This is a genomic window from Streptomyces sp. NRRL WC-3605, from assembly GCF_001509795.1.
Taxonomy (GTDB): domain Bacteria; phylum Actinomycetota; class Actinomycetes; order Streptomycetales; family Streptomycetaceae; genus Streptomyces; species Streptomyces viridochromogenes.
Map to the genome: position 1 here is coordinate 38,150 of NZ_LLZN01000073.1, position 13,301 is coordinate 51,450.

General features: G+C 71.7%; 12 protein-coding genes and 1 riboswitch. Of the genes, 7 read left to right on the plus strand and 5 right to left on the minus strand.

Annotated elements, in window-relative coordinates:
* Positions 1-57: 57 nt before the first annotated feature.
* Positions 58-1,497 (minus strand): gamma-aminobutyraldehyde dehydrogenase, encoded by a 1,440-nt coding sequence (locus ADL34_RS24675; RefSeq protein ID WP_062666764.1) that lies wholly within the window; start codon positions 1,495-1,497, stop codon positions 58-60.
* A gap of 183 nt (positions 1,498-1,680) precedes the next feature.
* Here ADL34_RS24675 and ADL34_RS24680 point away from each other — a divergent pair, with 183 nt between their 5' ends.
* From ADL34_RS24680 to ADL34_RS24710, 7 genes are all read left to right on the plus strand, one after another.
* Positions 1,681-2,199 (plus strand): Lrp/AsnC family transcriptional regulator, encoded by a 519-nt coding sequence (locus tag ADL34_RS24680; RefSeq protein WP_062666762.1) that lies wholly within the window; start codon positions 1,681-1,683, stop codon positions 2,197-2,199.
* A gap of 19 nt (positions 2,200-2,218) precedes the next feature.
* Positions 2,219-3,583 (plus strand): aspartate aminotransferase family protein, encoded by a 1,365-nt coding sequence (locus tag ADL34_RS24685; RefSeq protein ID WP_062666760.1) that lies wholly within the window; start codon positions 2,219-2,221, stop codon positions 3,581-3,583.
* A 181-nt stretch (positions 3,584-3,764) separates the two neighbouring features.
* A complete protein-coding gene (locus ADL34_RS24690) occupies positions 3,765-4,505 on the plus strand; it encodes an ABC transporter ATP-binding protein (protein WP_062666821.1) in 741 nt (246 codons plus the stop codon).
* Complete coding sequence (locus ADL34_RS24695; protein ID WP_062666758.1) at positions 4,487-5,782, plus strand: hypothetical protein; 1,296 nt, start codon at positions 4,487-4,489, stop codon at positions 5,780-5,782. The genes ADL34_RS24690 and ADL34_RS24695 overlap by 19 nt, the downstream gene beginning before the upstream one ends.
* Before the next feature lie 97 nt (positions 5,783-5,879).
* Complete coding sequence (locus ADL34_RS24700; RefSeq protein WP_062739815.1) at positions 5,880-6,299, plus strand: VOC family protein; 420 nt, start codon at positions 5,880-5,882, stop codon at positions 6,297-6,299.
* Positions 6,300-6,454: 155 nt separating this feature from the next.
* Positions 6,455-7,576 (plus strand): LOG family protein, encoded by a 1,122-nt coding sequence (locus tag ADL34_RS24705; protein ID WP_062666756.1) that lies wholly within the window; start codon positions 6,455-6,457, stop codon positions 7,574-7,576.
* Between the two features lie 183 nt (positions 7,577-7,759).
* Positions 7,760-8,413 (plus strand): LAETG motif-containing sortase-dependent surface protein, encoded by a 654-nt coding sequence (locus ADL34_RS24710; RefSeq protein WP_256959214.1) that lies wholly within the window; start codon positions 7,760-7,762, stop codon positions 8,411-8,413.
* A gap of 73 nt (positions 8,414-8,486) precedes the next feature.
* On the opposite strand, the gene ADL34_RS24715 is transcribed toward ADL34_RS24710, so the two are convergent.
* Genes ADL34_RS24715 through ADL34_RS24730 form a run of 4 tightly spaced genes read right to left on the minus strand, consistent with a single transcriptional unit; the run spans position 8,487 to position 13,102 of the window.
* Positions 8,487-9,284, minus strand: coding sequence for a maleylpyruvate isomerase family mycothiol-dependent enzyme (locus ADL34_RS24715; RefSeq protein WP_062666753.1), 798 nt, complete (start codon positions 9,282-9,284; stop codon positions 8,487-8,489).
* 24 nt (positions 9,285-9,308) lie between these two features.
* Positions 9,309-10,328, minus strand: a complete 1,020-nt coding sequence (locus ADL34_RS24720; RefSeq protein WP_062666751.1) for an ABC transporter ATP-binding protein — start codon at positions 10,326-10,328, stop codon at positions 9,309-9,311.
* Positions 10,329-11,996, minus strand: a complete 1,668-nt coding sequence (locus ADL34_RS24725) for an ABC transporter permease (RefSeq protein WP_079034085.1) — start codon at positions 11,994-11,996, stop codon at positions 10,329-10,331. It abuts the gene before it with no gap.
* Positions 11,972-13,102 carry a thiamine ABC transporter substrate-binding protein gene (locus ADL34_RS24730; protein ID WP_062666746.1) on the minus strand — a complete coding sequence of 377 codons (1,131 nt, stop codon included), beginning with the start codon at positions 13,100-13,102 and terminating at the stop codon, positions 11,972-11,974. The genes ADL34_RS24725 and ADL34_RS24730 overlap by 25 nt, the downstream gene beginning before the upstream one ends.
* Before the next feature lie 76 nt (positions 13,103-13,178).
* Positions 13,179-13,284: riboswitch (TPP riboswitch) on the minus strand.
* Positions 13,285-13,301 lie beyond the last annotated feature (17 nt).

Genomic DNA, 13,301 nt, shown 5'->3' on the forward strand with positions numbered 1-13,301 from the left:
CCGGGCCGGCGAGTGCCGGGACCGGGGCCGCGTCGTGTGCCGGGGAGGAGCCGGCCGTCAGGCGTCCAGCGACGTCATGACGTGCTTGACGCGCGTGTAGTCGTCGAAGCCGTACGCCGAGAGGTCCTTGCCGTAGCCGGACTTCTTGAAGCCGCCGTGCGGCATCTCCGCGACCAGCGGGATGTGGGTGTTGATCCACACGCAGCCGAAGTCGAGGGCCTTGGACATGCGCATCGCGCGCCCGTGGTCCTTGGTCCACACCGAGGAGGCGAGCGCGTACTCGACGCCGTTCGCCCACTCGACGGCCTGGGCCTCGTCCGTGAACGACTGGACGGTGATGACCGGCCCGAAGACCTCCTTCTGGATGATCTCGTCGTCCTGCTTCAGCCCGGAGACGACGGTCGGCGCGTAGAAGTACCCCTTGTCACCGACCTGGTGGCCGCCCGCCTCGACCTTGGCGTGCGCGGGCAGCCGGTCGATGAACCCGGCGACCTGCTTGAGCTGGTTCGGGTTGTTGAGCGGGCCGAACAGCACGTCCTCGTCGTCCGGCTGACCGGTCTTGGTGTCGGCGGCGGCCTTGGCGAGCGCCCGCACGAACTCGTCGTGGATCGACTCCTGGACGAGCACGCGGGTGGCGGCCGTGCAGTCCTGGCCGGCGTTGAAGAAGCCCGCGACGGAGATGTCCTCGACGGCCTTGGCGATGTCGGTGTCCTGGAAGACGACGACCGGGGCCTTGCCGCCCAGCTCCAGGTGGACCCGCTTGAGGTCCTTGGAGGCCGACTCGGCGACCTGCATGCCCGCGCGGACGGAGCCGGTGATCGACGCCATCGCCGGGACGGGGTGCTCGACCATCATGCGGCCGGTGTCGCGGTCGCCGGTGATGACGTTGAAGACGCCCTTCGGCAGGATCCCGCCGATGATCTCGGCGATCAGGACGGTCGACGCGGGGGTCGTGTCCGACGGCTTCAGGACGACCGTGTTGCCCGCCGCGAGGGCCGGGGCGAACTTCCACACGGCCATCATCATCGGGTAGTTCCAGGGCGCGACCTGCGCGCAGACGCCGATCGGCTCACGGCGCACGATCGAGGTCAGGCCCTCCATGTACTCGCCCGCCGAGCGGCCCTCCAGCATCCGCGCCGCGCCGGCGAAGAAGCGGATCTGGTCGACCATCGGCGGGATCTCCTCGGACCGCGTGAGGCCGATCGGCTTGCCGGTGTTCTCCACCTCGGCGGCGATCAGGTCCTCGGCGCGCTCCTCGAAGGCGTCCGCGATCTTCAGCAGGGCCTTCTGGCGCTCGGCGGGGGTGGCGTCGCGCCAGGCCGGGAAGGCCCGGGCCGCCGCGTCCATGGCGGCGTCGACGTCCGCCTGTCCGGACAGCGGCGCGGTCGCGTACGCCTCGCCCGTCGCGGGGTTGACCACTTCGGTGGTCCGTCCGTCGACGGCGTCCCGGAACTCACCATCGATGTAGTTGCGCAGACGACGCAGCTCGGTGCTCACTGCCGGCCTCCTGTCAGGGGCTTCACTGGGTTTTCCGACTGTCCATTCTCTGAGACACCCACCCTAAACGGCAGGCCGACGTTTTCAACACCCCCGTCCAGCCCGCATCTGCGAAATCCGCAGGTATCAGTCACGTGAACAACGAATTTCATCGCTTCGACCTTGCGGAACTGTCGATACGTCGTGCAGAGTGACCCCGTGGCCAGTCGAAGCGCAGAGCACAGGGACTCCCGCGAGTCCAGGAACGGCGGCGGTCCCCAGCTGGACGCCGTCTCCCTCGCCATCATCGAGCAGCTCCAGGAGGACGGCCGCCGGCCGTACGCCGCGATCGGCAAGGCCGTCGGCCTGTCCGAGGCGGCCGTGCGCCAGCGCGTCCAGAAGCTGCTCGACCAGGGCGTCATGCAGATCGTCGCCGTCACGGACCCGCTGACCGTGGGTTTCCGCCGGCAGGCAATGGTCGGCGTGAACGTCGAGGGCGACGTGGAGTCCGTGGCAGACGCGCTGACCGCCATGGCCGAGTGCGAGTACGTGGTGATGACCGCCGGCTCCTTCGATCTGATGGTGGAGATCGTCTGCGAGGACGACGACCACCTCCTCGAGGTCATCAACCGGCGCATCCGGGCCGTCCCGGGCGTGCGTTCGACGGAGAGCTTCGTCTACCTCAAGCTCAAGAAGCAGACCTACATGTGGGGAACCCGATAACCGTGAGGACCCGATAACCGTGAGCACCAAGGACCTCAGCCGCACCGCGTACGACCACCTGTGGATGCACTTCACCCGCATGTCCTCGTACGAGAACTCGCCGGTCCCGACGATCGTCCGGGGCGAGGGCACCTACATCTACGACGACAAGGGCAAGCGGTACCTGGACGGTCTCGCGGGTCTGTTCGTCGTCCAGGCCGGCCACGGCCGCACCGAGCTGGCGGAGACCGCCCTCAAGCAGGCGCAGGAGCTGGCGTTCTTCCCGATCTGGTCGTACGCCCACCCGAAGGCCGTGGAGCTGGCCGAGCGCCTGGCCGACCACGCTCCGGGCGACCTGAACAAGGTCTTCTTCACCACCGGCGGCGGTGAGGCGGTCGAGACCGCCTGGAAGCTCGCCAAGCAGTACTTCAAGCTGGTCGGCAAGCCCACCAAGCACAAGGTCATCTCCCGCGCGGTCGCCTACCACGGCACCCCGCAGGGCGCCCTGTCCATCACCGGCCTGCCCGCCCTGAAGGCCCCCTTCGAGCCGCTGGTCCCCGGCGCGCACAAGGTGCCGAACACCAACATCTACCGTGCCCAGATCCACGGCGACGACCCCGAGGCCTTCGGCCGCTGGGCCGCCGACCAGATCGAGCAGCAGATCCTCTTCGAGGGCGCGGACACCGTCGCCGCGGTCTTCCTGGAGCCCGTGCAGAACGCCGGCGGCTGCTTCCCGCCCCCGCCCGGCTACTTCCAGCGGGTCCGCGAGATCTGCGACCAGTACGACGTACTGCTCGTCTCGGACGAGGTCATCTGCGCCTTCGGCCGCCTGGGCACGATGTTCGCCTGCGACAAGTTCGACTACGTGCCGGACATGATCACCTGCGCCAAGGGCATGACCTCGGGCTACTCCCCGATCGGCGCCTGCGTCATCTCGGACCGGATCGCCGAGCCGTTCTACAAGGGCGACAACACCTTCCTGCACGGCTACACCTTCGGCGGCCACCCCGTGTCCGCGGCCGTGGGTCTCGCCAACCTCGACCTGTTCGAGCGCGAGAACCTCAACCAGCACGTCCTCGACAACGAGGGCGCCTTCCGCTCCACCCTGGAGAAGCTGCACGACCTGCCGATCGTCGGCGACGTCCGCGGCAACGGCTTCTTCTACGGCATCGAGCTGGTCAAGGACAAGGCGACGAAGGAGTCCTTCAACGACGAGGAGACCGAGCGCGTCCTGTACGGCTTCCTGTCCAAGAAGCTCTTCGAGAACGGCCTGTACTGCCGTGCCGACGACCGCGGTGACCCGGTCGTGCAGCTCGCCCCGCCGCTGATCTCGAACCAGCAGACGTTCGACGAGATCGAGCAGATCCTGCGCGCCACCCTCTCGGAGGCGTGGACCAAGCTCTGATCCACCCCGGCCCGTCGGCGGGGGTGCGCCCGTAGGAGTGAGAAGGGTGCACCCCCGCCGCGTGCTGTCCGGCGTTCGACGCCCCGGTCCTTAGCGTGCCTGGTAACCGATCGGCCCTGTCTTCGTTCCCCCGGACGGGGGAACGGCACGGGAACTACGGATCTGAACCGAGGTGTACGCCATGGTGGCTCCGCCGGACAACGACGTGCTCTGGGCACGCGCCCTGCACTATTCGTACGACGACGGCTCGCCCGGGCTCAGCGGCGTCTCGCTCGGGGTCCAGGAGGGCGAGATCCTCGCCGTGGTCGGCCCCCGCGGCAGCGGCAAGACGGCCCTCCTGCGCTGCCTGTCGGGACTGACGCCGGCGGGCGGCGGCGAGGTCTGGTTCAACAGCGTGCCGGTGCACACCATGGGGGCGCAGGCCCGCGACCGGCTCCGCCGCGACCGCTTCGCCTGGATCGGCCCCACTCCCTCGCTGGTCCCCGAACTGAACGTCTGGGAGAACACCGCCCTGCCCCTGATGCTGCGCGGCAGCGGCCGGCGTCAGGCCAAGACGGCCGCCCTGGAGTGGCTGGAGCGTCTCGACGTCGGCGACGCCGCCCGCAAGCGCCCGTACCAGCTCGTCCGGGCCGAACGCCAGCGCGTCAGCATCGCCCGCGCCCTGGCCCCCGCGCCCCAGGTGCTCTTCGCCGACGAGCCGACGGCGCCCCTGCACCGCGCCGACCGCACCCAGGTGCTGCGCACGCTGACGGCGGCGGCCCGCTCGCACGGGATCACGGTCGTCCTGACCGGCCACGACCCCGAGTGCTCGGCGTTCGCCGACCGCACCATCGCCCTGCTCGACGGACGGCGCGTGAACACCGTGCACCTGCCGCCCGTCCCCGAGACGGAAGGCCGGGCGGCGTGCTCGCTCTCCGCCTGACCCGCGGCGCCCGGCCCGCCGTCCAGCTGCGCCGACTGCTGGTCACGGCGGCCTCGGCGGGCACCGGCTTCCTGCTGCTGTGCGCCCTGGGGTACGCCCTGTCCCACCCCGACTCGCCCGGCGACGCGACCGCGCGGCTCGCCTGGTGCCTGCCCCCGCTCGCCGCGACGGTCCATCTCGCGGTGGCCGTCGCCCGCACCGACCCCGGCACCCGGCCGCGTCCCGGCCTCGCCGCGGTCGGCCTGGGCCCGGCCCGCCTGATGCTGGTCTCGGCCACCACCACGGCCCTGTCCTGCGTGCTCGGCTCGATGCTGGCCCTGCTGGTCTTCCTGCATCTGCGGGGCGACCTGACCGGCATGCCGTTCGACGGGGCGGCCGAGGAGGCGCTCGCGGCGGGCACGCCGCTGCCCGTTCCGGGCTCGCTGACGCTGCTGGCCCTCGTGCCGCTCATCGCGTCCGCCACGGTGGCGTTCGTGCTGCGGCCCCAGGGACTCGGCCCCGCTCCCGACGGCGGCACCGGGCGGTCGTACGGCCGGTTCGGCGCCCGGGTGCGGGAGGCCGTGCGGGGCACGCCGGGCACCGGGCAGGAGCCGGCGTCCGCGCCCGGCACCGTGGCGGTCGAGGCGCCCGCCGCCGGAGCCGCCCCGGACACGCTCCCCGCGCTGCCGGAGCCGAGCCCGGCGCCCAAGGGCCTGCCGTGGGGCGTGGCCGTGCTCGCCGCGGGCCTGGCGGTGGAGACGTACGCCGCCGGCGCGTCCGACGACGGCGGTCCCGCGCTGCCCGCGGCGCTGCCCGCCGGCCCCACCGGGGTGCTCGTGGGCTGGCTGCTCACGGCGGTGGGCCTCGCGCTGGCCGCCCCCGGACTCACCCACCTGTGCGGCCTGCTGCTGCAGGCCGTGCGCCCCGGAGCGCTGCGGCTGCTGGCGGGCCGGGGCCTGATGGCGGAGGCCGCCCGCATCGGGCGCCCGCTCGGCGTCGTGTGCGCGGTGGCCTCGGCCGCGTACGCCATGACCCCGCTACCGGAGCCCGGTTCCTTCGGCCCGCTCACCGCGCTGGGCGCCGCCGTGGTCACCGGCTGCGCCGTGGCCACGCTGCTCACGGCCGCCGTCGAGGCCCGGCAGGACCGCGCCGGCACCACGGCGGCCCTGCAGCGCCTCGGCGCCCCGGCGAGCGCGCTGCGGGCCGCGGCGGCCCTGCGCGCCGGTGCCCTGCTCGCCGTCTTCGGCCCGCTGACCCTGGTCGTGGCCGAACTGGCCGCCCTGCCCCTGGCCCGCTGACCCCAGCTCCGGAAAAAGGTTCCCGTGCGGCGATGAGTTCCGCGGAGCCCCCGGGTCTACCTCACCGAACAGCGACGAACCGATGGGAGAGACCCCGATGACCGCCCCCGCGTACCAGCAGATGATCTTCGTGAACCTGCCCGTGAACGACCTCGACGCGTCGAAGAAGTTCTTCACGGAGCTGGGCTACTCGATCAACCCGCAGTTCAGCGACGACAACGCGGCCTCGGTCGTGATCAGCGACACCATCGTCGCGATGCTGCTCACCAAGCCGTTCTACGCGACCTTCACCAAGAAGGAGATCGCGGACGCCACCACGACCAGCGAGGTGCTGATCTGCCTGAGCGCGGAGAGCCGCACCAAGGTGGACGAGCTGGTGGAGAAGGCCGTCGCGGCCGGCGGCACCGCCTCGGACAAGGTCCAGGACATGGGCTTCATGTACGGCCGCGCCTTCGACGACCTCGACGGGCACACCTGGGAGGTCGTGTGGATGGACCCGGCGGCCGTCGAGGGCTGACGAACAGCCGTACGGGGACGACCTAGTGCTGTGACCGGGAAGGTTCGCCGGGAAGCTCGCGGCGTCCGGTGCGGTGCATCGCAAGGCGGAGCATGACCCGCGTACTGGATGTACTCGGGTGTGAACCTTCCCGGTCACAGCACTAGCATGGGCGGGTGCAGACGATGCCCGCCCATGCGGCCCACCACGACGACCACGAGATAGAGACGCTGGAGGAGTTCGACGCGACCGTCTCGGCGCGCGGCTCCCTCGCCGGGTTCCGCGTGCAGGCCGTCGATCTGACGGACCGTACGCGCGAACTGCTCACCACCGGCGCCGCGGGCGCGGTCTTCCTCGGCTGCCCGATGCGCGAGGACGCGGCCGCCAAGGTGCGTGCCGAGGGCGCCCTGGTCTTCCCGCCCGTCCCGGACCTGCCCTTCGACCCCTACCGGGGTCATGTCTACACGCCGGACGAGCTGTTCGCGTCCCTGGCCGACGGCTACGAGGCCACGCCGGACGCCCGCGCCTACGCCTGGCTCCAGCGCACGAAGGCCGACCGGGACGTGTACGCCTCGACGCTGCGGGCGCTGCACGACGACGCCGTCTCCGACGCCCTGGACGAACTCCTGTCCGGCGCACGGGTGGTGGGCGTGATGGGCGGGCACGCGATGCGCCGCGGCACCCGGGAGTACGAGGGCGCCGTCCGGCTCGGCCGGGAACTGGCGCGCGCCGGCCTGACGGTCGCGACCGGCGGTGGCCCCGGCGCGATGGAGGCGGCCAACCTCGGCGCCTTCCTCGCCCCGTACGGCGACGAGGAGTTGGGCGACGCGCTGCGGCTGCTGGCCAAGGCACCGGGGTTCACGCGGTCCGTCACCGAGTGGGCGTCGGTCGCCTTCGAGGTGCGGGCCCGGCTGCCCCGCGGCGGCCGCTCGGTCGGCATTCCGACCTGGTTCTACGGCCATGAGCCGCCGAACCCCTTCGCCTCCCACATCGCCAAGTACTTCTCCAACGCGACCCGCGAGGACGGCCTGTTGGCGCGATCCACGGCGGGTGTCGTCTTCCTGCCCGGAGCCGCCGGCACCGTCCAGGAGGTCTTCGACAACGCCACGCCCAACTACTACGAGTCGCGCGGCGAGCCCACGCCGATGGTCCTGGTGGACCGGGCGCACTGGACCGAACGGCTGCCGGTGTGGCCCCTGCTCCAGTCGCTCGCGGAGGGCCGGTCGATGGAGGCGCGGCTCGCCCTGGTCGACCGGATCGAGGAGGCGCCGGAGGCCCTGAAACGTCTCCTCGGTTAATAAGAGGGCAAAGCCAACGCCTGTAGGCTGCATATGCGTTGACAGTGCTTATGCGACGCTTATAAATCTGTGAGTCTCACGGGAACGGTGATGTCCCGTCGCCGCTCCCTTCCAACCCCCCTCAGTGGTGTAACTCCCGTAAGGACAAACGTGTCCATAAACCGCCGTACTGTCGCACGCTCCGTGCGGGCCCTGGGCGTGGCTTCCGCCTCGGCCGCACTGGCCCTCTCCGTCGCGGGCAACGCGCTCGCGTGCGACATCAGTGAATTCTCCGCCGAAGCCAAGTGCGACGGCGACAAGGGCGTCATCACGGTCACCGACAAGGACCCCAGCGGTGTCCCGGCGACGGTCACCGTGTTCCTGCAGAACAACGGCGCCGACCTCGAGAAGGTCGGCGAGCAGACGGTCAAGGGCTCGCGCGAGGGTGTCACCATCACCTTCGCCGAGGACTGGAAGCCGAACGCCGAGTACCGCGTGCACGTCAAGGCCGCGGGCTACGTCGACCAGGACATCAAGCCGAACCTGACGACGCCGTCCACCGCCTGCAAGAAGGACGAGACGAAGCCCCCGGCTCCGTCGGACACGCCGTCGCCGACGCCGTCGGACTCCGCCTCGACCCCGGCCGAGGAGACCGAGACCCCGGCTCCCTCCGAGAGCGCGTCCACCGCTCCGGCGGAGAACGCCCCCTCCCCGGCGGCCGGTGACTCCAACCTGGCCGAGACCGGTGCGAACTCCAACACCGGTCTGATCGCGGGCATCGCGGTCGCGCTGGTCGCCCTCGGCGGTGGCGCGGTCTTCTTCGGCCTGCGTCGCCGTGGGGCCAAGAGCGAGGGCTGATCCGGCTCTTCCGTGACACCACTGTGGCCCGTCCCCGTCCGGGGGCGGGCCACAGTCGTTCCCGGGCGCGGGCTCAGCCGAACGTCGCCCGCTCCAGCCAGAACTCCAGCAGCTCCCGCTCACCGAGGACCTCCAACCGCGCGCTGTCCAGCGGCAGTCGGCGGTAGAAACCCAGCAGGACGTCGGTGAGGGTGCCGCGCAGCGCGACCGTCGCCTTCTCGTGGCCGCGCCGCCACACGATCGCCTCCCCGTCCAGGTCGACGAACCACTCGGCGTCCACGTCCGGCGCGGGGTCGGTGGCGTGCAGATGGATGCTCGCGCCGGGCCGGCGCAGCTCACGCGAGGGGTCGTCGGGGATGGTCAGCTGCGCCCACTGCACGATCTCCAGCCACTCGTCGATCGCGTCGGCCGCGATCTCCGGGGCCACCTCGTACGGCTGACCGGCGGCGAGCGTCGCGTCGGCGCGGTGGATCGTTAGTTCGTGCGTCATCCGGCGGGCCCAGAACCCGGACGTGGGGATGCCGGCCCACGACCACACCGCGGTGTCCGGACCGGCCTGGCGCAGCGTGCCGACGAGCAGTTCGCCGGTCTCCGCCAGCCAGGCGTCGAGCGCGGCGGGGTCGCCCTGCGCGTCAGGTCCCTGGGCGCCCGGCACGGTCTCCTCCGGGATCTCCTCCTCGGCGCGCGTCCGCACCATCAGCTCCACCCAGCGCAGGGCCTCCCCCGTGTGCCGGACGAGCTGCTCCAGCGACCAGTCGGGGCAGGTCGGCACGGTGGCCGACAGGTCGGCACCGGAGGTCACCACCGCCCTCAGCAGGCCGACCTGGTGATCTATCTCGTCGCAGTAGCGATCATGTGCGAGCAGCGTCATGCCCGCACCCTAAGCGCCGGGTGATCAGCCGAGCACCACGATTTCCGCTTCGTCGAACTCCACGCCGACCACGTCCCCGACCTCCGGCGCCTCCCTGAGCGCGCATGCGGCCTCCAGACGCGGCGCGTCCTCCGGCTGCAGGTGCAGGGCGACGTGCGTACCCCGGAACGTCCGCGCGGCGACTGTGCAGCGCAGTCCCTCGTCGGGCGCGACGAGCCGCACCCCGGGCGGCCGGACCAGCAGGGGCCGGACGCCCTGTGCGGCGTTCTCGCCGACCGGGAGCTTGCCCCAGGGGGTGTCCGCGGCCTCACCGGCCACGGTGCCCTCGACCACGTTGTCGAAGCCGAGGAAGCGGGCCACGAACGCGTCCGCAGGGCGCTGCCACACCTCGAGCGGCGTCCCGGTCTGGGCGATCCTGCCGTCCCGCATCACCACCACCCGGTCGGCCAGCGCGAACGCCTCGCCCTGGTCGTGGGTGACGGCCAGCACGGTGGTGCCCAACTGCCCGAACAGCTCCCGCAGTTCGACCACCAGGCGCTCCCGCAGCGAGCGGTCGAGCTGGCCCAGCGGCTCGTCCAGCATCAGCAGCCGCGGGCGGGGCGCGAGGGCGCGGGCCAGCGCAACCCGCTGCTGCTCCCCGCCGGACAGCGAGGCGACGGCCCGCCCCGCGGCACCCGGCAGCCCGACCAGCTCCAGCAACTCCTGCACCCGCTCGGCCTGTTCACGCCGGGACGCCCCGCGCATCCGGGCGCCGAACGCCACGTTGCCGCCGACGTCCCGCTGCGGGAACAGCTGGTGGTCCTGGAACATCAGGCCGACGCCGCGCCGGTGCGCGGGCACCCCGGCCTGGTCGCGCCCGTCCAGCGTCACCCGGCCGGCGTCCAGAGGCTGCAGCCCCGCCACGGCCCGCAGCAGCGTCGACTTGCCGCTGCCGCTCGGCCCCAGCACGCACACGATCTCGTGCTCGGCGACCTCCAGGTCCACGGCGTCGAGCACCGCCCGGCCGCCGAAGCGGACCGTCGCGCCCGTCAGGCTCAGCAGCATCTAGAACTCCCCCGTCCGGTCGGTGCGCAGCCGCTCCAGCACCAGGAGCGCCACCGCGCACACCACCATGAGCACCGTCGAAAGGGCCATCGCCTGGCCGTAGTTGAGATCACCCGCGCGCCCCAGCAGCCGGGCCACCGCGACCGGCAGCGTCGGGTTGTCGGGCCGCGCGATGAACACGGTCGCGCCGAACTCGCCGAGCGACACCGCGAAGGCGAACCCGGCCGCGATCAGCAGCGCCCGGCGCACCATCGGCAGATCGATCTCCCGCCACACCCGCCAGGGCGAGGCGCCGAGGACCGCGGCCGCCTCCCGCAGCCGGTCGTCGACGGCCCGCAGCACGGGCAGCATCGTCCGGACGACGAAGGGCACCCCGACCAGGGCCTGCGCGACCGGCACCAGGATCCAGCTGCTCCTCAGGTCGAGCGGCGGCTCGTCCAGGGAGATCAGGAACCCGAACCCGACGGTCACCGCCGACACCCCGAGCGGCAGCATCAGCAGCGCGTCGAAGCCCCGGACGAACCGGCCCGCGTCCCGCCGGGTCAGCGCGGCCGCCGCCAGTCCGCCGACCAGCACGGCGATCAGGGTGGCGACGACGGCGTACTGGAGGGAGTTGCCGATCGCCTCGATCGGGGCGACGAGGAAGACCCCGCCGTCGGACTCGGTGAGCGCCCGGTAGTAGCCGAAGCCGGGCGCGTCCAGAGAGCGCCGCACCAGGACGGCGAGCGGCAGCACCAGCAGGACGGCGACCACGGCCAGGACCCCGGCGAGCAGCGCCCACTGCCCGGCCCCGCGCGGCCGCCGCGCCGTCACGGACGCGTCGACGAGCCGCAGGGCGCTCTCCCGCCGCCGTACGGTCCAGGCGTGCACGGCGAGGATCGAGCCGACGGCCAGGAACTGCACGATCGTCAGCACGGCGGCCGTGGACAGGTCGAAGATCTCGGAGGTCTGCCGGTAGATCTCGACCTCCAGGGTGGAGAAGGCCGGACCGCCGAGGATCTGGACCACGCCGAAGGACGTGAAGGTGAACAGGAAGACCATGAGCGCGGCCGCCGCCACGGCAGGCCCGAGCGCCGGCAGCGTGACGGTCCGCCAGGCGGTCCACCGGGACGCGCCGAGCATCCGCGCCGCCTCCTCCTGCCGGGGGTCCAGCTGGGCCCACAGGCCGCCCACCGTCCGTACGACGACGGCGTAGTTGAAGAAGACGTGCGCGAGGAGGATGGCCCACACGGTGGTGTCCAGCCGTACGCCCCACAGCTCGTCCAGCAGCCCGCCGCGGCCGACGAGCGCGAGGAATGCCGTGCCGACGACGACCGTCGGCAGCACGAACGGCACGGTCACCACGGCCCGCAGGACCTGTTTGCCGGGGAAGTCGAAGCGGGCGAAGACGTAGGCGCCGGGCAGCGCGATCAGCAGCGTGAGCGCGGTGGAGGCGAGGGCCTGCCAGGTCGTGAACCACAGCACGTGCCGGATGTCGGACTGCCCGAGCACGTCCCACAGGCGCCCGAACCGCCACGCCCCGTCGACGTGCAGGCCGCGCGCGACGATCGCGGCGACCGGGTAGGCGAAGAAGACCGCGAAGAACGCGACGGGCACGGCCACGAGACCGAGCCGCGCCGCCGCGCTCCGCGTACGGCGGGCCGCTACCTGAGGACGAGCGAGGTCCACGACTTGACCCAGTCGTCACGGTGGGCGGCGATCTTCGCCGGGTCCATGGTCTCGGGGTTCTCCGCCGCCGGCCCGAACTCGGTGAACTCCTTCGGCACCTGGGCGCCCTCCCGCACCGGATACACGAACATGTTCAACGGCATGTCGTCCTGGAATTCCTTGGTCAGCAGGAAGTCCAGGAGCGCCTTGCCGCCCTCGGCGTTCTTCGCGTTGGTCAGCAGACCGGCGTACTCGACCTGCCGGAAGCAGGTGCCGTCCGCGACACCCGTGGGAGCGCTGGTGGGCTTCGGGTCGGCGTAGATCACCTCGGCGGGCGGCGAGGAGGCGTACGACACGACGAGCGGCCGGTCGCCCTTGGCCTTCTTGCCGCCGGCCGAACCGGAGAACTCCTCGTTGTACGCCTGCTCCCAGCCGTCGACGACCTTGACGCCGTTGGCCTTCAGCTTCTTCCAGTAGCCCTCCCAGCCTCCCCCACTCTCGGCTTCGCTCGAGCGGGAGGTGCCCCCATCCCCGTACTTCGCGGCGGTGCCGAGCAGGAAGCCGAGGCCGGGCGAGGAGGTGGACGCGTTCTCGGTGACGAGGAGGTCCTTGTACGCGGGCTTGACCAGGTCGTCGAACGAGGTGGGCGGGGCCAGCTCGTGCTCGCTGAAGTACGCCTTGTCGTAGTTGACGCAGACGTCGCCGGTGTCGACAGGGGTGACCCGGTGCTTGTCCTGGTCGACCCGGAACTCGGGCAGGACCAGGTCGGAACCCTTGGCCTCGTACGACTGGAACAGGCCGTTGTCGAGGGCCCGGGACAGCAGGGTGTTGTCGACGCCGAAGAAGACGTCGCCCTGGGGGTTGTCCTTGGTCAGGATGGCCTTGTTGACGGCCTGCCCGGCGTCGCCGTCCTTGAGGACCCGGACCTTGTAGCCGGACTGCTTCTCGAAGGCGGCGAGGACGTCCTTGGACACGGCCCACGAGTTGTGGCTGACGAGGGTGACGGTCCGGGAACCGCCGCCGCCGGCGTCGCCGCCGTCGTCGGACGACCCGCAGGCGGTCAGCGCCGGCAGGGCGACGAGACCGAGCCCGACGGCGAGGGCCGTGGCCTTCTTGGTGATGCTCACTGGATTCCTCCTGGGGTGACCAGGAAGAGACGCGGCCCTGCCCGTAGCCCCGGGGGGCTCGGGCAGGGCGCAACAGCTCGAGTGATGACCGATCTCCCTACCCAGAATGACCTGGGCCAGGTTCGGAGGGTCTGCGGCCGGTGCCGCACTCTCAGCGCTGTGGCGCTCCCCTGTCGGAATATGCAGATGTGTTGACGCC